Origin of the sequence: Paenibacillus paeoniae, from assembly GCF_003388735.1 — a bacterium.
GTDB classification, from domain to species: Bacteria; Bacillota; Bacilli; order Paenibacillales; family Paenibacillaceae; genus Pristimantibacillus; species Pristimantibacillus paeoniae.
In genome coordinates this window covers 293,868-313,678 of sequence record NZ_QUBQ01000001.1, presented here as the reverse complement: position 1 = coordinate 313,678, position 19,811 = coordinate 293,868, and the positions used below count along the sequence as shown (strand labels likewise).

Genomic DNA, 19,811 nt, shown 5'->3' with positions numbered 1-19,811 from the left:
CCTTACGAACGGTTCCTCTTATCCTTCCAAAGTTGAAAAGCGCCATACGAGATAACGATAACAAAAATCCCGAAGAATGCAAATGACATGTCCAATGTTTCTCGAATAACGATGCTTTTCAGCCCCATGCTTTCAAACGTCGATGAACCATATCCCCAAATTGTTGTATTAAATAGATTCATGGCAAAGTGAATGCCGATAGGCGCAGCCAGACCGTTCGTGCGATAAGCCACGATTCCCAGAAAGAAAGCTCCGAGCAGGTAGTACAACGGTCCCCAGACACCGTAATTAAGCATTTCGGGGTTAAAGCCGTGGACAAGCGCAAAAGTTAGGGAAGTGACGAAGATGGACCAGAATACACCTCCTTTTAACGATCGGAACATCCGGTACATATACCCTCTGAACAAAATTTCTTCAGAAGAAACCTGAATCAATACCAAGGGTGCGGCAACAAGGAATGCACCTAACCACGGAAGCGGATCGAAGGTTCGTGTAAAAGCTTGAGGATGTATGGCAATATCGACAATCAAATACACAATCAATGCCAGGAAGTACCACAAAAAATATTTCGCAAACTTTCGAAAATAGGGTCTATTGCCTTCAAACAAAAATGCCCGAAAAGATATTTTGAAGACATAACGGGTAACTATAAAAACGCCAAGAATCAGGAACCAGAAGGATAAAAAAAGCGTGATGAAACTGGGCAATCCTGTACGGGTAGCGGGAATTAACGGATTGATGAGACTCAACCATACTAATGATCCCCCTTGCCAAATGACTAAAATGATGATGAGACCTGCTAAAGATTTAAAGCCTAATGGTATTTTCGGTTGAAGTCCGTATTTGTCTCCCATGACATGCACCCATCCTATGTTGTATTACCGACTTATTAGTCGGTAGTTACAATATAAAGCCATTCGGTGTAGCTGTCAATATGAAACACGGATTATAAACGACCATAAAAAAAGACAACCTTATCCTAAAGGTTGCCTTAGTTCTTTATTTAACTAATCATTTTCAGCAAAGTGGACAAACGGTACTTTTCGAATACCGTAGTCACCTCATCCATTGGAACCGACCACGCACAGTCATCGAACTGGCATTCAATCGGCACCTCAATGTTAATTCTGGCGAGTGTTCTGGACAGGTGCAGCATGTCCAAATCCGCTTCAATTTTCGCTTTCACACTCTTCGGCAATATTTCGAGGTTGCTGAGAATACCGTCTATGGATTCATATTCAGTGAGCAGCTTTAAGGCTGTCTTCTCGCCAATACCTTTTACGCCAGGGTAATTGTCGCTCGTATCTCCTGTCAGCCCCTTCATCTCAATGACTTGGAACGGCAGAATCCCCTTATCTTCTCTGAGGAATTCCAAATCATATACGGCATAATTGGACCTGCCTTTTTTCATAATGATAACATGGACATCCTCATTCACGAGCTGCAGCATGTCTTGGTCACCTGTAAGAATGTAGACTTGTCCAACCTCACGAAACTTTCGAGCAACCGTACCAATACAATCATCGGCCTCATAGCCCTCTAATCCAACGTTAGGAATTTGGAACGCGGCCACAAGCTCTTTCACCAAAGAAAATTGCGGAATCAAATCTTCAGGTGCCTCAGGTCGATTGGCCTTGTAGTTGGAATACAAATCCGATCGAAACGTTTTGCTTCCCATATCCCAGCAGCATACAACATGAGTTGGTGAAAATTCATTTACAGCATCAAACAAGTATTGAAAGAAGCCATAAATTGCGTTAGTTGGTGTTCCATCTTCAAGCCTTCTCGCGCTATACGATTGTGCAAAAAAAGCTCTGAAAAGCAGCGCCATTCCATCCACGATAAGTACTTTGTTATTACGATCCACTCTATTACCATCCCCTGTCTTCACATCTTTTCTAATTGTAGTATGTCCTTGGACAAGGGGCAATGTTAATTTATGTTGGAAATACGAGGGTAGAAGTGATGTTCTCCCTTTGACTTCTATTCTACTTTAAGCCTTTAGCGTTTGGCGGTGAGGACATCAGCCAAAATATCAACCTGCTTCATGGCAGAGATCGGATCATTGAACAGGAATTGATCAAAGTTAATTCGATAGACCCGATTGTTTTTCACGGCATCGAGATTTCTCCATAACCCGCTATTCATTAAATGGTTCACGGATTCGTCTGCGTCGGGAGCTGTGGCCAGAATAAGATGATCGCCGACGAATTCCGGTATCACTTCCTCGGATATATCCAGATAAGAGGACTCATCATCAATACCGTTAATCACATCGGAGAGTACTTTCTCTTGCGGCTTTAATCCCCAATACGAGTACAAAATATTGCCACCCATATTGCGATCCCGGTAAATCATCCTAATCTTTTCGCTCCGTACATTGAGAATCGTGAAGGTTTCGTCTGGACCAAATACTCCCCGCACGCGTTCTTTTGTTTGAGCAATTTTATCCTCATATTGGCTCACCCATTGCTCGGTTTCCTCCCCTTTCCCAAGCAAATCACCGATCAGCCGAATATCCTTAACCGGATCCTGATTAACCTCAATAACAACGGTTGGCGCAATCTTGTTAAAGGCGTCATACCCTCCGCTTGGCTCGAGATACGCTTCAATCAATATAATCAAGTCCGGCTCCAAATCCGCAATGAGCTCAAGGCTAAGAGGTGCTCCCAAATCCTTGACACCTGTCGTATCCATTGCGCTTTCAGAGTATTGAAGAATGTAGGTTGCGGCTCCGAGCGGCCGTTCACCTAATGCAAGCATATGGCCGAGGTGGTAGGCGGTTACTACCCGTGTGGGGCTTTTCGGAATTTCCGTCTCACCATACTTATGCTTGTACATTCTAGTCTCGGAAGCGGACTCCGCATCGTTGCCAGCGGAAGCTGAGTCAGCCGTATTCGTACTTTGAGGAGCCTGACTTCCTTGGCGCTGTACATCTGTATTGCTGTTGCCCCCTTGGCAGGCGCTAACCAGAAGGGATAGACATAGCATCACTAAGGCGGTCATGGAAGCTGTTGAATGTTTCTTCGAAATCAATTCTATCTCTCCTTCATCTTGATAATCATTTTCAATTACATTTTGATTATAGGAGAGCAGCCTAGTCGGAACAATAGAGGATAGTGACGGATTTAATGGATTAAGCTGTTGCGTTTGATTATCGAATTCACGTTTGCGGGAAATCAGCGGTGAAACGCCATACTGTTTTTTATACAAACGGCTAAAGTAATAGACATCAGAGTAGCCTATGGCTACAGCAATTTCCCGTAGTGTCAGCTTCGTGGTCATCAAATATTGCCGAGCCTGCTCCATCCGTATTCCAATGATATATTCATTAGGGCTTTTGCCAATCTCCGCCTTGAACAATCGGTACATATAGCTGCTGCTGCAGCCGAGCAAATCCGCCAATTGATTCATCGTTACGGCTTCTGTATAATGCTCGTGAATATAACGCAGCGCATTCGCTACCAAATCAGAAGAGCTTCCATTTTCCTTGACGTGTTCCAACTGACTGAACAACTCATGTACAAACTCGAACAGCATAGCTCTCATACGAATTTGCACCAACACGCAGGGATGCCTCCACTCTTCATGCATTCGGCGAACCTGATTGTGGATTACATTTGGCTCAGGGGGGATAACATGATAGAACGCTCGAAGTGGCTGTTCCTTCTTCTTCCGTCCATCCTCAACCCATTGTACCGTTGACATGGGCCAATTAGCCTTGTAGTAAATGAGATAAAACGATACTTCCTGCTTGGCAGGCAAAATGTCCACAACCCCGCCTTTACCTGCATGTATAAGATGATTGCGCTTGATATAACATTTTTGCTCATCTACTCGCATGTAGGCGCTTCCGCTAACCACTAGCAAAAAAATATTCGCAGGCAATGAATAGGACAGCCAATCCTGCCCCTCCCATAACACTTTATGACGAATATCCAATACGGTAGCAGATACTTGATTCCAATGCTGTACCTGATCTTCCCAACTCAATGCGTACACCCCGCGATAGCCACTTATAGAATTGCGGTAATTATAAACGATAATCATTCTCATTTCAATAACGAACTGATCTGTGCTCCATAGTGCTGCTCCTGACTACCTTTACTAAAAAGAAGCAGCCTGTCCTCTGTGCTATGCAAAAAAGGCTATCCCCAGTCATTCAAGATGAGTGGGATAGCCCTTATCATAATGATTTCAGTACGCAATCAAATCACAAGCGTAAGCATACGCATTGTCCGTCAAACCTACGCTACGGTCAATCTATTACTAGCTCTCCTCGAATAAATCGTCCAATTCGCGCAGCAGCTTCCAACAGTCTGCTCTCATCTTCGACAAGTGCAATGCGGACATAGCCCTCTCCTTCTGTGCCAAAAGCCTCCCCAGGCACGACAACAACGCCCGTGGCTTTCAGCATTTCCTGGGAAATCGTTCTTGAGGTCCATGCTTCTCCCCGATCCCAAGTCATCTTCGGCAGCGGTGCCCAGACGAACATTGTCGCTTTAGGCGGCTTGATGTCCCATCCTTCCGCACGCAGCGCATCCAGGAACAGATCGCGCCTGCGCTCGTACAGCTTGCCTGCCTTCGGCTTATGGGGCGCAGCCATCGCTTCGCGAAGCGCGACGACCGCCGCTTGCTGGACCGGATAGAAAGCGCCGTAATCGATATTCGCCTTCAGCTCACGCAGCGCTCCGACCGCTTCCCGATTGCCCGTCAGGAAGCCGATTCGGCAGCCCGCCATATTGAAGCTTTTGGACATCGAATGGAACTCCACTGCTTGTTCAGACGCGCCAGGCAACTGCAGGATGCTCGGCGGCTCATTGCCGTCGAAACCCATCTCGGAATAAGCCAAGTCATGAACGACCAGCACCCCGTAGTCCTTGGCCCTCGCCAGCACCTTCTCGAAAAACGTAAGATCGGCTATAGCCGAAACCGGATTGTTCGGATAGTTGAGCAGGATGAATTTGGCACGCTGCCAATCCTCCTCGGAGATTGCATCCAGATCGGGCAGGTATCCGTTCTCCTCCCGCAGCGGCATCAAGATCGCCTCGACACCGGCTAGAGCCAGCGAGCCTGCATAGATGGGATAACCCGGATTAGGAAGCAGAGCCGCATCGCCGGGATCGCAGATCGACATCGCCAGATGAGCCAGCCCGTCCTGCGAGCCCAGCAGCGTGACCATTTCACTTGCAGGATCTACCATAACGCCGAAGCGATGCTTCATCCAAGCGGCTGCCGCTTCCTTAAAGGGCATACTGTCCTTCGTTGCCGGATAGGCGTAGTTGTCGCTTTGAAGAGCAGCTTCCGCAAGAGCGCGTCTGACCGACTCCGCTGGAGGCTGATCCGGGCTGCCGATGCCAAGATCAATCATATCGGCTCCGTCCTTGGCCGCTGCCGCCTTCCATGCTGCCACTTCCGAGAAGATTGACGAACCGAGTGCTGACAGCCGCTCCGATCGCCATGTTTTGCCGCTATGCCCTACGTCCTCCTTCATGCTTGGCCCCATACTTGCTCGTATTGGTCTTCCTTATAGCCTACGGTTACCTGCTTGCCGTCCGTCACGATAGGACGCTTGATCAGCATGCCGTGCGAAGCGAGAAGCTCCAGCTTCTCCTCCTCCGTCATATTCGCAAGCTTGTCCTTTAACCCAAGCTCACGATAAACCTCTCCGGAAGTATTGAATAATTTTTTAATGTCCAATCCGCCTAGCTGAAGCAATTCCTTCAGCTCCTTGGCTGTAGGCGTATTCTCCACAATATGGCGGGTAACCACCTCGTTGCCTTTTGCTTTCAGTGATTTGATCGCCGCTTTGCATGTGCTGCATTTTGGATATTCAATGATTGTAACTTTACGATCTGCCATAACTCGTATACAATCTCCCCTCAATTGTAATAGAAGCCTACTAGTTCCCATTCATACCAAGCAGCTTCTCAAGACTCGCCAACTCGACAGGCAGAGGTGCTTGCCATTCCATCGGCACTTTTTTAATGGGATGCACGAATCCTAGAATCTCCGCATGGAGGGCATGTCGTCCTGCGGCAAGCTCCCACGCTTCTATTCGTCCATGCTCCATTCCATAGAACTTGTCCCCAATGAGCGGACAACCGATATGGCGCATATGTACACGGATTTGATGCGTTCTTCCCGTCTCCAGCTTCAATCTGACGGAAGCGGCTGCCGTCCCTTCCATTCCAGGGTAAGAAGCGATAACCTCATAATGCGTAACCGACGGATAACCGTCCTGCCTTACCACACGTAGATGCGGCTGCTCATTATCCCGATCAATCGGTTCATTGATCGTGCCAGCAGTTGGCACAGGCACGCCATATACATAAGCCCTGTACAGCTTCATGACGGTTCCAGCCTGCAACTGCTCCGAGAGCTGCTGATGCACATAGCTTGTCTTGGCAATGGCAACCAACCCTGATGTCTCCTCGTCCAGTCGGTGAATGGGGCGGAAGCGAACCCGCTCCCCACGCTGCTTCCAATGATGAACCACGCCGTTGGCGAGCGTATTCGTATAATGGCCATGCGTCGGATGAACAATCATCCCTGCCGGCTTGTTCACGATAAGAAGATCATCATCTTCATATACAATCTCAATAGGGAGGGGTTGCGGCAAAATATCTTCGGATTCTTCTTGCTCCATGCGCAGACGAATCGTGTCTCCCGACTTCGCAATCGCGGTCGTGTAGACCCGCTCCTCATTCAACGTAAGCCCATGTTCAGTTTGCTTCACTTGAGACAGAAGCTTGCGCGAGACACCCAGTCTGCGCTCCAGAATCGTCCGAACCTGCTTGCCGTCATCCTGATCGGTTACTTCGACGACCAGCGGGGCATAATAGCGCCCGTTCCATTGTTCCATTGCTAATTCAGCCTTTCTCCTCGGTAATGCGCTTGGTCTTAGCCTTGCCTTTGCGGAATACTTCCGCGCTTCTGACATATTCCGTATCCGGCACATCAAGCTTGAAATTGGCAACCCGAGCAGCGGCGAAGAAGTAATCCGAGAGCCGATTCAAATAGATCAGCACATCCTGATTGATCGCATGCTCCCCTGACAACGTGACGACCCGGCGCTCCGCTCTGCGGCACACCGTTCTGCACACATGAAGCATGGAAGACAACGCACTGCCGCCGGGCAAAATAAATCTAGTCAGCTCCGGAGCTTCTACGATGTAGCGGTCAATCCACTCCTCCATCCGTACAGCAGGCTCACCATTCATCTTGAACGGGGAGCCTTCTTTGGCATACGCCAAATCCGAACCGCAGTCGAACAGCTCATGCTGAATGTCGAGCAGATAATCGGACATCTCCTGTAGCGATTCATATTTCGCTGCTTCGGCTTGCGCCAAACCAACAAAGCTGTTCAACTCATCAATTGTACCGTATGACTCTACGCGGATATCATCTTTGCCGACTCTGCCGCCAATTAGCGACGTCTGGCCTTTATCCCCGGTCTTCGTATATAATCTCATCCGTTCCCTCCTTGATCGTCGAACGGGCAGGACGCCCGAGCCTGTACGTTCATCCAAATAGCTCCGCTTATAGCAACAGCAGGCCGGATGGACTCCTGACCTGCTGATCGGCTAGCCTTGCTTTAATTGATGAACAAAATTTCCGATGCGGTCAAGCGCTTCGGTCAACTGTGTAACAGATGTCGCATAGGAGCATCTCAAATGTCCTTCGCCGCCTAAGCCGAACACATCGCCCGGCACCGCTGCGACGCCCGCTTCCTCCAATAGCCGCTGGGCGAATGCCTCGCTCGACAATCCGGTGGAAGCGATAGAAGGAAAGGCATAGAACGCACCTTGCGGCTCATGGCAGTCCAGCCCGATATCCCGGAAACCCTTTACGACTAGCCTGCGCCTTTGATTATAAGACTCTACCATGCGGTCTTTTTCCTCCATACCATGCTGAAGGGCCTCCAGAGCCGCGTATTGAGCCATAACCGGAGCACACATAACCGTATATTGATGAATCTTGAGCATCGCAGCAATGATCTCTTCATGCCCGCAAGCATAGCCCAGCCGCCAGCCCGTCATCGCAAAGGCCTTGGAGAAGCCGCTGACCAGAATCGTGCGGTCCTTCATACCCGGCATCGCCGCAAAGCTGACATGCTTGGAGCCGTATGTCAGCTCGGCATAGATTTCGTCGGAAATGACAATCAGATCGTTTTCTTCCACAAGCTTTGCAATCGGCAGCCAGTCCTCGTAAGTCATGATGCCGCCGGTCGGATTGCTCGGATAACATAAGATAAGTACTTTGGAGCGAGGCGTAATGACCGCTTGCAGCTGTTCCGCACGCAGCTTGAAGTTATCCGCTGCGAACGTCTCGATGCCTACCGGCTTGCCGCCGCTAAGAGCCGTTATCGGTGAATAAGAAATATAGCAAGGCTCAGGAATCAGAATTTCATCGCCCGGCGTAATAAGCGCGCGGAGCGCCAGATCAATCGCTTCGCTGCCCCCTACCGTCACGAGAACCTCGTTCGCGGGATCATAGTCGACCGAGAACGAATCATTCAAGTAATGCCCGATCGCTTCGCGAAGCGCAGGCATCCCCGCATTCGACGTATACTGAGTTTTACCGGACTCCAGCGAGTATACCGCCGCCTCCCGAACATGCCATGGCGTAACGAAGTCAGGTTCGCCGACGCCAAGCGTTATGATATCCTTGCGCGTACTGACCAAATCAAAAAACCGGCGGATCCCCGACGGTTTGATGTCCCGAACAAGAGGAGACAAATAGTCAGCCATCGATTGACGCTGCACAGGGATGGAGGTTCCTTGCGATTTCTCTTTAATCATCACCATCACCCTTTATATTACGGCGATACCATCAGTCGATGGTCACCTTCGTTTTCCTCGAAGATGATGCCGTCCTGTTTATATTTTTTCAATATGAAAAAGGTCTTGGTCGAAAGCACCGCATCGATCGGCGATAGCTTGTTGGACACGAATGAAGCGACTTCCTTCAGTGTCTTCCCTTCAACCTCCACCAGCAAATCATAGGCGCCCGACATCAGGTAGACCGACTTTACTTCCGGATACAGATAGATGCGCTCCGCAATGCCTTCGAATCCACGTCCACGCTCAGGTGTAATTTGTACTTCAATCAAGGCCGTTACCTTCTCGTCATCCACTTTGCTCCAGTTCACGACTGTTGCGTATTTGACGATAACATGATCTTGCTCCATCGCGGCAATGGCTTCCTTCACTTCTGCAACCGGTTGATCCAGCATAGTCGCGATCAGTTCCGCGTCCCTGCGGGCGTCTTCCTTCAGCAGTTCCAATACTTTTAACTGTAATTCGTTCATGCGAAAACTCCTTCCAGCTCGCCTGCGGTTATAAAAAATATATTACACCTAATCCCCCCTTCCTGCAAAGAAAAAGTGAATAAAAAAAGACCCCCGAAAGGGTCTTAGTTATAATACGGCTGCTGCTGTTGACCGGACTGCTGCTGGTGAATCGGATTGAAGTACGATCCTTGCTGCGATCCGCCCTGCGCCTGTTGAAGCTGCTGCTTCGTTTTTTGCGCCGTCTGCTTGTATTGCTGCGCCTGCTTGTCCAGCTCTTGTCTAAGAACGGGGGACGCTGGATTGTACATATTGTTTTGCTGCATCGCCTGGAACAACTGTCCCTGCGCCTTCAGCGTATTGTCGAGCAGCTTGGTAAACAACTGGCGAATATCCGGACAAGTAGACTCCGTCGCTGCCGTCGCGTATTCACGCACGACGCGCTTCAGATCGGACAGAACCGTCGAAGCCAGATCTTCCTCCGTCAATATGGATTGCGATTGCTGATTCATTTTATTCCCTCCAATACAATATAGAATTTCATGACGTTACTGAGGCTGGGTTGGCGCCATCTGCTGATGATGCTCAATAGCATGCATAAGCGAATCATAGTGCTGTTGATGCATCTGGATCATCTGGGAGCAGCAATTCTTGATGGCAGGCGTCGTAGATATCGAGACAACCGCCGTGCACTGCTTCATTAGCAAATCCTCGTTGGACATGGAATCTGCAATGTATTCCAGTTCCTTGGCTGTCATGGGTTGCAGCATAGTAATCCTCCTTTGCGTTTAGAAATGGTGACTTCCGTATTATGAGCCAGTTCCCTTATTTTATGTGCCGCTGGACAAGTCAAATTTGCCTGTATCCGTCAGATTCAGTTTTACTTGGATGTCCTTCAAGTCGTCCTGTCGCGGCTTCCACTCCTGTCCCTTCACATGCCGCTTCCAATAGCCGTGATGATGCCGGTACAAATAATGCTCCAGATGGAATACGTCCATCCCTCTTTGAAGACCGACGCGATACGTCGATTCAATCTCGTTCCTGACTCTCTTTTCAATGGAGTCAACAATTTCGCGCTCGGTCATCTCCCCGTCCAATTCCACCACATGACCCGTTAGCTGAACACGCAAGCGGAATACCGCATGTTCCGAAGAGGATGAATCGATATGTAGTCGGTAAGACGAATGGGTTATCGATATCGAAGCCTCATTTTCGCCTCCACCCGCTTTGGTGAACACCTTGTCGAAGGACTCATCCAACCAGCGGACGCCAGGCAATTCCTTCTCAAGCACAAAGCCTTGGTAGTTGAAGTTTTTGAAAACAAATACGCCGTCAATGAGCTGGGTGTTCATTTTTTTATTATCATGCCGCCAGAACGCCTCCGTTGTATTCAGCGCTGGCAGTAAGGTCGTCATCGACGGTTCTCTGAGCAACTGAACCGCATTTTGCATTTTGAGCGGTTTGGTGAATGTATATTGTACGTCATGCGGCCCCGGCATGTAGAGAATACTGTTCAGCGGCGACTGATCAAAGAAGTTTTCCGTCGTAAAAATATGTTCAATTGGCTCGTTTGTCCCGTACAGCAGCGAGGTATAACGAGAAGCACGATGCCGGTTCAATCCATCCAGCACATCCGATATTTTGCCCAGCGCCCGCTCATGCACCACTATCGTTTTGAGATGTTCCAGATTTAGCGTCGTATAGCCGCCGCGGCTCAGATTGAAAAAGGCAAGCAGCACCGAATCCCCCTGCCCTTTGCCGATCCAGGTTTTCTGAGCTTGCGACTGCGGAGATTCCGTCTTGGCCACGGCTGCAAAATTAATCATCTGAGTATAGATCGTGTAATGGCCGTCTTCATAATCGACGCCCATGGCGGATATGTAGCTGACATCCTGCAGATTGACCTCGTCCCAGCACCCCGTTAGGAGAAGGCATGCCACCCCAAACGCAGCAGCTAGCGACAGCCGCCACCAACTCGCCTTCACCCCTTTTCTTTGGCGGTTCATGACCGCCTCCTCCCATTCGAACCGAGCTTCCATGGCTTCTGCAGCAACGATGAGATTGTATCCTTGATCCTTAGCGGAGCGATCGGCTGCATATAGGGCTGTCCGAACGATTCCAGCGAGCACATGTACAGAAGCAGGCCGAACATGCCTACAAAAAATCCGAACATACCGAGAATCGACGACAAAATCAGAATGACAATTCGGAACAGACTGACGGAGCCTGCCAGTGATTGATTCACCAGGGTAAAGGTAGAAACGGCAGATACCGCTGCTACAACAAGCATCGTTGGCGAGGTCATGCCTGCACGGATGGCTGCATCGCCTATGATGAGGCCGCCCACGACAGAGACGGTCTGCCCGACCGGTCGGGGCAATCGGACGCCTGCCTCTCTGAACACTTCGAATAGCGTTAGCATAAGGAACATCTCCATCGTTGCCGACAACGGCAGTCCGATTCGGGATATCGTTACAGTTGCCAGTAAAGTAAAGGGAACCTGGTCCGTATTATAGGACGAGAGCGCAACCCAAAAGCCGGGCAAAAACAGGGACAGCAGCAACCCCAAGAGCCGCAACAGTCTCTCCAGCGACACATAGTAGAAGGGCAGATGGGTATCCTCCGGCGATTTGATCAGCAGAAGCAGATTGCCGGGCCCGATCAATGCCGCAGGAGAGCCATCCACTAATATGGCGAATCTCCCCTTCATCAGGGACTGCATGACAAAGTCGGGCCTCCCCACATAGTCCAGCAGCGGGAACAGCGCCAGCGGCCGATCGGCCAGCCGCTCCTCCAGTTCGCCCGCTCCATTCAAGGATGGAATATGTAGCGAATGGATTCGTCGCCGAACCTCATCCACCAATCCCGGGGGTGCTTGATCAGCCATATGCAAGATAGCGATCTCCGTCTGGGTATCGGTACCGATTTTATGATATTCAATATGCAGATTGGGAGTACGAAGTCTCTTGCGGACGAGTGCGATGTTAACCGATAATTGCTCTACGAATCCGTCCCGCGGCCCTTTCAGAGACAGCTCCATCGAAGACTCCTCCGGTGAACGCGCAGGCTGATTGGCTATATTGCATTCATAGAACCCTTCCTCATCCGAAAAGGTAACGATGACACTTCCAGCGAACAATCGTGCATAAATATGCTCATGGTCGCAGGCGTCCAGGGGCACGAAGATTCGGCTCGGATGGCCAGCCTGCGAGCCCTCCGGCGACAGGGGCGTCTCGGGTGTCTCCCTCCATTTCTCCAGCGTTGGAAGCAGTCCGAGATGGTACATCTGGCTGTCGATCAGCCCATCGCAATAATAGATATAGGCTACACGTTCCCGGCTTCCGCCGATATGCACCGTTTGCTCCATCACATCGTTGCAGGGCCGAATCCGCTCGCGGAACTGCTCGATCGTCAGTGGATAACGATGATGGTTATCTCCCGTCGGCTCTTCTTTTTGCATATTGCCAGTCATGATCTCACCTGCCGTTTCTTCATAAAGCTAATGGCATAGACGATGATAATCAGACTCATCGTTACCACGCCGAAATAGCGAAATCCCCACGCAATCATTAGCCGGTACTGTATCATATGGTTCGTCCAGTAGACGGCCATACCACATAATAAGACGCCAATCACCACAGGAGCGATCCATCTATATTTCGATCGGCTAAGCGGGTTAAACTCCAATAGAAGATAGATGGACAAGGAAATCCGAATAAGCGCGCCGGAGAGCCACTGGAAGATAGCGAAAAAATCGACATGCTCAAAATAACGGCCAATCGAAACCAGCCTCCATTGTGAAAACGCCGGATATCTCATCTTCTCAGCCTCATCCGGTCCGAATTCGGCAATAGCGCCTGTCAAAGGACCTACGGCAAGCAAGCCCAGAAACAAGACAAGAAGGATCAGATGCCAACGTTTATAGCTCTTCTTCAAATGATGCTGGATAAACAAAAGCATAAACAGCTCGCTGAATGCAGTCAGACAGTGAATAGAAGCTCTTGCAACTGGCGAAAAACCGTACTCCAGCATGGGCAGCAAATAGCGGTAATCCTTATGCGGCAAGTTGATGGACATAACGAAGTCGCCGAGCAATACAACCATGGGCACAAGCAGACAGCTCATGAAGGCGATTGTTCTAAGACCCATACAGGAAGCGTAGAGACAGAGGGCAAGAAAGACAGATGCAACAACGTACGTAGGCGTATTGGGCAGATAGGTCGTTCCCGTCCATGAAGACGTTACGATCAAAGTCTCGGAGGCGATCAGAAACGTCACAATGAGAAAATAACCGATAATCATCCATGCGAGGACTGGATGTACCCGGTCCTTCAACCATTTATCGAACCTCTGGTGACTCAGTTTTTTAAGCAAGTTGAAAAAAGGAATAGCGGTCCAGGGCAATATAACGATAAATGCTAGAAAAACGGCCATCCAAGCGTCGCGTTTTGCAACAGTCAGCAAAATGGGGACAATCAGGACATGGTTGACGAGGCCAACCGATAAGACCAATATGGCGATAGACGGGATAATTCCGAAGGGTTTGACATTCATGGCATTCACTTCCTCACAACCAAAAGGTTGCCCAGAAGCGAATGCCAAAATGCATAAAAGAGGTAAAAAATGATAGCTTGAGGTTAACGGGGAATTAGAATATATCCATACTCAAATAACGCTCGCCGGTATCAGGCGCGATGCAAATAACACGCTTGCCCCTGCCCAGCCGCTTGGCGATCTGCATCGCCGCCCAGACAGAAGCTCCGGAGGAAGGACCGACCAGAATGCCTTCCAATCTGGCGAGATCACGCATGGTATTCAAGGCATCCTCGTCCGATACCTGAATGATCTCGTCATAGACGGATACGTTCAGGATAGCCGGCACGAAGCCGGGGCTGGTGCCTACCAGCTTATGCGGACCTGGCTGACCGCCGGACAATACAGGAGAACCCTTCGGTTCTACAACCGCTACGTACAGGCCCGGAATCAACGCTTTGAGCGTCTCGCCAGTTCCTGTAATCGTACCGCCAGTACCGGCGGTAGCGACAAAGGCGTCCAGACGCCCATCGGACTGATCCATGATTTCCAGAGCCGTCGTTGAACGATGGATGTCCGGATTGGCCCGGTTGTCGAATTGGTTCGGAATAAAGCTGCCGGGAATGCCTGCGCGAAGCTCCTCCGCCTTGCGAATTGCGCCCGGCATCCGTTCTGCAGCGGGTGTCAGCACAACTCCTGCGCCATATGCCTTCAGAAGCTTGATTCGCTCAGCCGACATATTGTCCGGCATGATCAGAATGACCTTATAGCCCTTGGCAGCTGCCGTCATGGCAAGCCCGATGCCTGTATTGCCGCTAGTAGGCTCGATTATCGTATCGCCAGGCTTTATCAGCCCCTGTTGCTCTGCTGTCTGAATGAGCGAGATGGCGGCCCGATCCTTCACGCTGCCGCTAGGATTGAAGCGCTCCAGCTTCACGCACACATCGGCGCTTCCTTCTTCCGCCATCCGGTTTAGTTGCACGATCGGCGTATGGCCAATCAATTGAGTCACGTCAGATACTGCTCTAGCCAAAATGAATCCTGCCTCCGTTCATCCCTCTATTCTGTCTGCGGCCGTTGCCGCCGAGCTACTCTTTGATGTAAAAAAGGCTTCATCCACCACCATCCCGCTATTGGCGCCAAGCCGACTGCGAGCATGAGCCAAGTCATCGTTTTTGGAGAATGATGAGTGGACATTACAATCAAATAGGCAGTCAACCCCAATAATCGGCCCGCTGTCAGCGCCATCTCCCGCAATACAATAAACTCTTCGCGGTGGGCAGCGCTCTCCTGATCGCGACCGATGACATCGAATACCTTGGTTGTCATCGGGATCATATAAAGAGGAAGAAAAAGCGATGTGCCGATACCGAATAACAACAAAGTAGAATACGATACTTCCCAGAATAACGGCAAAATGACGGCAGCAATCATAACGACTCCTGCCAGCATCGACCATGTCAATCGCAGCTTGCTCATCCATTTGCCCGCCACACCGAAGCTGATTAGAGCGACTAGCGACGTAATCAGTGAATACAGGCCGAGCTTGCTCTCCGTACGCGTAGCCACGTAGACAGTAAGTCCGACAAGGAACATAAAGACGCCTTCCCTGACGCCTTGAGCCGCGATCGCCGGGAATAGCCGGCGCCATGGGTTGCCTCGCTCCGCCAGTTGCTTAAAGCCAAGCGTCCATTGGTAGCTTCCTTCTCCGTGCCGTTTTTTGAGCCAGAAGCTAAGTACCACCCCTATAGCGAATATCGCAAGCGATAGCATGAAGATAATCCTGTATCCTTGTTCGCCTTTCATGGACGTAATAATAAGTCCCGATATCCAAGGGGCCAGAATACCGGCTGCAGAGCCTAACAGCCCTGCCCAGCCATTGTAGCGATCCCTTGTGTCAGGGTCTGTTACTTCGAAGTACACGACATTAAAGGCAAGCCAGAACAATCCCATCGCAATGCCGCTAAGGATACCAAGCGGGACCGCCCAGTTCTTGGCGCCCTCGCCCAGAAACAGCACTACACAATAAAAGAGGCCGGACAACGCAATGCCAGTCCGAAGGCTATGCATTTTGTTATACTCCTTCACCCACTTGCCCGCCAGCCAGAAGACAAGTCCGCCAAGCGCATACTGAGCAAATGTAAACCAGCCGATCACGAGATAAGACCCGCTTGACTTCCATAGATAGACGGGTACGAACGTGCCGGACAAGGCCGTTGATATTCCATACAACGCCTGTACGACAAGGAGAAGGACAGCTTGTCTCTCCAGTGTTTTCGCCAAAACGATTCCCCCCGGACACGGATACTCCGCGCTTAGAAATTCGTTTTGTAACATACCCTGAAGGGACAAGTCCCATGCCCGTCCAATATTGGCAATTGTTTAAGAATGGGCCTCCAGACGGTTCACCATCTCTTCCCGGTCGCTTAGACTGAGGAAGGATGCTGTATGGTAGCACGATGGGCATACATAGAGATGAACCGTATAGGGATTAGGCAATACCGATATGCCGATCGCTTGCGGTTCATTCGGCCGGTAGTTGTCACCGCCGATCTTCTGTGTGCCAGTCTCCATCATATACTCCCTGCATGCCGGACATTCCGGCGCTTCCAGCTGTTCGCCGATAATACGCTGAATGGCGCCTTCCGCTGCCAGCATGCTGCGATTGCCGCCGCGGAAGCCGTTCTCGTCATTCATCCAGCTTGTATCCGGTCCTTCCTCTTCTTCCTGCCACTCTTCTTCTGCGTCGTCGTTCTCCTCGCGTTCACCATTCGGATCCAGTCCAACCTGTACAGAACGATACCCGCCCAGTTCACTGTCACAATGCGGACAATGCGTCTCTGGACCAACCTCTTCATCCCAAATAATTTCCGACAGGCACCATTGGCACACCTGGCCTTGCGCTTCTTTCTCTTGCATAAACGTACATCCTCTCTAAATGTTGATCCAATAAATAATGCCCACGACAAAAAATAAAATCGACACAACCAGCAGAGTAATCCACAAATACTTCATGCTTAAGGCCTCCAGCTCTACACGATAATCGTCGCTCCAATGACATAGGAAAGGGATACAGAAATAATCATAGCGATAAAGCCGACCGCTCGGTTGTCCTTCTCAATTTCCTCGTCAATACGAAATACAGGCGTCAAAAACTCAAATAAAAAGTAGGCAACCAGCAAAATGATAAAACCAAATGCGCCCCATAACAGGGAATGATAAATGGAATCATTGGACTCGATCGAGAATCTGAAAATATTGCATATCCCGAATATTTTTCCGCCGGTAGCCATAGCAACCGCCATGTTCCCTTTTTTGATCTCGCCCCAGCACTTATACTTGGTCACCAGCTCAAAACAAGATAAAAACACGATAAGCGACAACACGGTAACTGATACAAACGCCAGTGTCGCTGCGTATGGGTTGTCAAGAAGCTTATCGATCTCCGTCCCCATGAACGTTCCCCCCTATTTCAATTCCGCTACGGTAACGCCAATGCCGCCCTCGCCGTAATTGCCGTTACGGAAGCTCTTCACATGCGAGTGTCTGCGCAAATATTGCTGAATGCCTGTTCGCAGCACGCCCGTGCCTTTCCCATGTATAATATACACCTGACCAAAGCCAGAAAGGAAGGATTCATCGAGGAATCGGTCTACTTCCATAATGGCTTCCTCCAGATTCTCGCCTCGCAAATCCAGCTCCATGCGTACGCTGTCGTCCCTGGTCCTAGTCAGGCTTGCAGCCGCTCTTGGCTGTGAAGCCTTTTCTGGAGCCTTTGTTTTGACCAGCTCCATATCATCCAAGGACACCTTCATCTTCATAATCCCAAGCTGAACGGTAGCGTCCGTACCCTGTATATCGACAATCAGCCCCTTCTGATTCAGGCTGTAGACCATTACTTCGTCGCCAGCTTCGATCTTCTGCGGCTTGCCGCCTTGCGAGCCGCCCTTGCGCTTCGCGCTTTGCTGCTCCGGCATCGCATCATCCAGCTTGCGACGCGCTTCGATGAGCTTATGCTCCTTGACGGAGGCACCTTCTTCCATTGCCAGCTTGCGAAGCTCGGCAATGATCTCCTCAGCTTCCCGCTTCGCTTTGGCAACGGCTTCCCGCGCCTCATCCTTGGCTTTCAAAAGCAGCTTCTCCTTCTGGTCCTCGAACCGCTGACGCTCTTCCTCCTGCTTCGAACGAAGCTTCTCCAGCTGCATACGAAGCGATTCCGCAGACTGACGCTCGGATTCGGCGCTAAGACGGTTCTCCTCCAGCGAGGCTATCATGTTCTCGACACGAAGATCCTCCTCGCTTACCTCGCCACGGGCATGATCGATAATGGAGCGCTGCAGACCCAGACGCTCGGCAATCGCGAATGCATTGCTTCGGCCCGGCACGCCAACAAGCAGACGATAAGTCGGGCTGAGCGACGCGATATCAAACTCCATGCTGGCGTTAATAACGCCCTTTCGATTATAGGCATATGCCTTCAGCTCACTGTAATGCGTCGTAGCCACGATACGGCTGCCCAATGCATGGATATGCTCCAGTATCGCAATTGCAAGCGCGGAGCCCTCTGCCGGGTCCGTACCCGCACCTAGTTCATCAAGCAGCACCAAGCTCTTCGACGTCATCGCTTTTAGAATGCGAATGATATTGGTCAAATGGCTGGAAAAGGTACTGAGACTCTGCTCAATGCTTTGCTCGTCTCCGATATCTGCATAGATCGCATCAAATACACATAGCTGGCTGCCCTCTTCTGCCGGGACAAACAAGCCGGACATCGCCATTAAGCTAAGCAAGCCAATCGTCTTGAGGGAGACGGTTTTGCCCCCTGTATTCGGTCCCGTCACTATAATGGCGGTGAATTGATTGCCCAGCTCCACATCAAGCGGAACCACTTTGTGCCGGTCAATAAGCGGATGGCGTCCCCGCTTCAGCTTCAAGAAGCCGCGGTCATTCATGCGCGGCTGCGTCGCCTTCATCTCATGGGCAAGCCGTGCCTTGGCAAAAGCGAAGTCGAGCTGCCCCAGCAGATCGAGATTCACCAGCAGATCCTCTACATACTCTGCAGCATGCGCCGTCAGCTTCTGCAAGATCTTTTCAATTTCCCGCTGCTCCGCAGCCTTCATCTCTCTAAGGCGGTTGTTCATGGCAACAATCGCCTCCGGCTCGATGAACAAGGTTGCGCCGGAACCGGACTGATCGTGTACCAGTCCTCCGAAGCTGGAGCGGTACTCTTGCTTGACCGGAATGACATAACGATCGTTGCGCAGCGTAATGATGGCGTCCTGCAGCATTTTTTGCACCGAAGAAGAACGAATCATGGATTCCAGCTTCTCTCTGATACGGGACTCTCCCGTACGTAGTTCCCGGCGAATGGCTCCAAGCTCTGAGCTCGCGCTGTCAAGCACTTCAGCCTGCTCGTCAATACATGCAAATATCGCGTCTTCAAGTGACTTATGCTCGCTAATCCCTTCCGACACCGATCTAAGCATCGGAATCGGATGCTCCTCATGGATTGTCTCAATATGCTTCTTGACTCGTCGCCCGCCGCGTGAAGTGGACGCAATGTCCAGCAGCTCCGCCGGATTGAGTGTGCCGCCGATCCGCGCGCGATGAAGCGGCGCGCTAATATCGGCGACGCCTCCAAACGGAGCGCTTCCCTTGAGACGGTCAGCCGCATAAGCCTCATCGGTCGCCTGCAGCAGCAACTTTACTTCCTCCAGCTCCGTCACGGGCTGGAGTTGCTCCGTTACCGCTTTGCCCAGCGTCGTGCTGGCAAGTCCGGTCAATCTATTTAAAATTTTCGGATATTCCAATGTCGTCAATATTTTGGCGTCCAACTTTTAACACTCCTCTCGCCCTTATATTATAGCCGAACCTTTATTCCGTTGCACGAGGAGAGGATGGTTTAGACTAATTCGTACCATACATATTCCTTTCCGCCTTGGCAACAATATAGATTGAACCCACAAGAACCATTATTGACTACTGC

General features: G+C 50.5%; 19 protein-coding genes. All 19 read right to left on the bottom strand.

Annotated features, from left to right (window positions below):
• Positions 1-2: 2 nt before the first annotated feature.
• On the bottom strand, positions 3-854 hold the full coding sequence (locus DX130_RS01455) for a CPBP family intramembrane glutamic endopeptidase (RefSeq protein ID WP_116042255.1): 852 nt from the start codon (positions 852-854) through the stop codon (positions 3-5).
• Between the two features lie 149 nt (positions 855-1,003).
• On the bottom strand, positions 1,004-1,867 hold the full coding sequence (locus DX130_RS01450) for a 5'-3' exonuclease (RefSeq protein WP_116042254.1): 864 nt from the start codon (positions 1,865-1,867) through the stop codon (positions 1,004-1,006).
• A gap of 134 nt (positions 1,868-2,001) precedes the next feature.
• Positions 2,002-3,993 (bottom strand): AraC family transcriptional regulator, encoded by a 1,992-nt coding sequence (locus tag DX130_RS01445; RefSeq protein ID WP_165861113.1) that lies wholly within the window; start codon positions 3,991-3,993, stop codon positions 2,002-2,004.
• A 265-nt stretch (positions 3,994-4,258) separates the two neighbouring features.
• On the bottom strand, positions 4,259-5,494 hold the full coding sequence (locus DX130_RS01440) for an aminotransferase class I/II-fold pyridoxal phosphate-dependent enzyme (RefSeq protein ID WP_116042251.1): 1,236 nt from the start codon (positions 5,492-5,494) through the stop codon (positions 4,259-4,261).
• Positions 5,491-5,862, bottom strand: coding sequence for an arsenate reductase family protein (locus tag DX130_RS01435; protein ID WP_116042249.1), 372 nt, complete (start codon positions 5,860-5,862; stop codon positions 5,491-5,493). The genes DX130_RS01440 and DX130_RS01435 overlap by 4 nt, the downstream gene beginning before the upstream one ends.
• 40 nt (positions 5,863-5,902) lie before the next feature.
• Complete coding sequence (locus DX130_RS01430; RefSeq protein WP_116042247.1) at positions 5,903-6,865, bottom strand: RluA family pseudouridine synthase; 963 nt, start codon at positions 6,863-6,865, stop codon at positions 5,903-5,905.
• A 7-nt stretch (positions 6,866-6,872) separates the two neighbouring features.
• Positions 6,873-7,475: a cob(I)yrinic acid a,c-diamide adenosyltransferase gene (locus DX130_RS01425; RefSeq protein ID WP_116042246.1), complete on the bottom strand. Its 603-nt coding sequence runs from the start codon at positions 7,473-7,475 to the stop codon at positions 6,873-6,875.
• Between the two features lie 111 nt (positions 7,476-7,586).
• Positions 7,587-8,804: an aminotransferase class I/II-fold pyridoxal phosphate-dependent enzyme gene (locus DX130_RS01420; protein WP_116042244.1), complete on the bottom strand. Its 1,218-nt coding sequence runs from the start codon at positions 8,802-8,804 to the stop codon at positions 7,587-7,589.
• A gap of 17 nt (positions 8,805-8,821) precedes the next feature.
• Positions 8,822-9,313 carry an Lrp/AsnC family transcriptional regulator gene (locus DX130_RS01415; protein WP_116042242.1) on the bottom strand — a complete coding sequence of 164 codons (492 nt, stop codon included), beginning with the start codon at positions 9,311-9,313 and terminating at the stop codon, positions 8,822-8,824.
• Positions 9,314-9,417: 104 nt separating this feature from the next.
• Complete coding sequence (locus DX130_RS01410) at positions 9,418-9,804, bottom strand: spore coat protein (protein WP_116042241.1); 387 nt, start codon at positions 9,802-9,804, stop codon at positions 9,418-9,420.
• Between the two features lie 36 nt (positions 9,805-9,840).
• Positions 9,841-10,062, bottom strand: a complete 222-nt coding sequence (locus DX130_RS01405; RefSeq protein ID WP_116042239.1) for a hypothetical protein — start codon at positions 10,060-10,062, stop codon at positions 9,841-9,843.
• 60 nt (positions 10,063-10,122) lie between these two features.
• Positions 10,123-11,298 carry a Ger(x)C family spore germination protein gene (locus tag DX130_RS01400; protein ID WP_165861112.1) on the bottom strand — a complete coding sequence of 392 codons (1,176 nt, stop codon included), beginning with the start codon at positions 11,296-11,298 and terminating at the stop codon, positions 10,123-10,125.
• Positions 11,295-12,764, bottom strand: a complete 1,470-nt coding sequence (locus DX130_RS01395; RefSeq protein ID WP_240644077.1) for a spore germination protein — start codon at positions 12,762-12,764, stop codon at positions 11,295-11,297. The genes DX130_RS01400 and DX130_RS01395 overlap by 4 nt, the downstream gene beginning before the upstream one ends.
• Positions 12,761-13,846: a GerAB/ArcD/ProY family transporter gene (locus DX130_RS01390; RefSeq protein WP_116042236.1), complete on the bottom strand. Its 1,086-nt coding sequence runs from the start codon at positions 13,844-13,846 to the stop codon at positions 12,761-12,763. The genes DX130_RS01395 and DX130_RS01390 overlap by 4 nt, the downstream gene beginning before the upstream one ends.
• A gap of 94 nt (positions 13,847-13,940) precedes the next feature.
• Positions 13,941-14,858, bottom strand: coding sequence for a cysteine synthase A (gene cysK, locus DX130_RS01385; RefSeq protein ID WP_116042235.1), 918 nt, complete (start codon positions 14,856-14,858; stop codon positions 13,941-13,943).
• A 26-nt stretch (positions 14,859-14,884) separates the two neighbouring features.
• Entirely contained in the window at positions 14,885-16,108 is a 1,224-nt protein-coding gene (locus DX130_RS01380) for an MFS transporter (RefSeq protein ID WP_240644070.1), read from the bottom strand.
• A gap of 99 nt (positions 16,109-16,207) precedes the next feature.
• A complete protein-coding gene (locus DX130_RS01375) occupies positions 16,208-16,744 on the bottom strand; it encodes a hypothetical protein (protein WP_116042231.1) in 537 nt (178 codons plus the stop codon).
• Positions 16,745-16,857: 113 nt separating this feature from the next.
• The gene (locus DX130_RS01370; protein WP_116042230.1) at positions 16,858-17,280 is read right to left on the bottom strand and encodes a DUF350 domain-containing protein; all 423 of its coding nucleotides are present in this window, start codon (positions 17,278-17,280) and stop codon (positions 16,858-16,860) included.
• 12 nt (positions 17,281-17,292) lie between these two features.
• Positions 17,293-19,659: an endonuclease MutS2 gene (locus DX130_RS01365; protein WP_116042228.1), complete on the bottom strand. Its 2,367-nt coding sequence runs from the start codon at positions 19,657-19,659 to the stop codon at positions 17,293-17,295.
• Between the last annotated feature and the right edge of the window lie 152 nt (positions 19,660-19,811).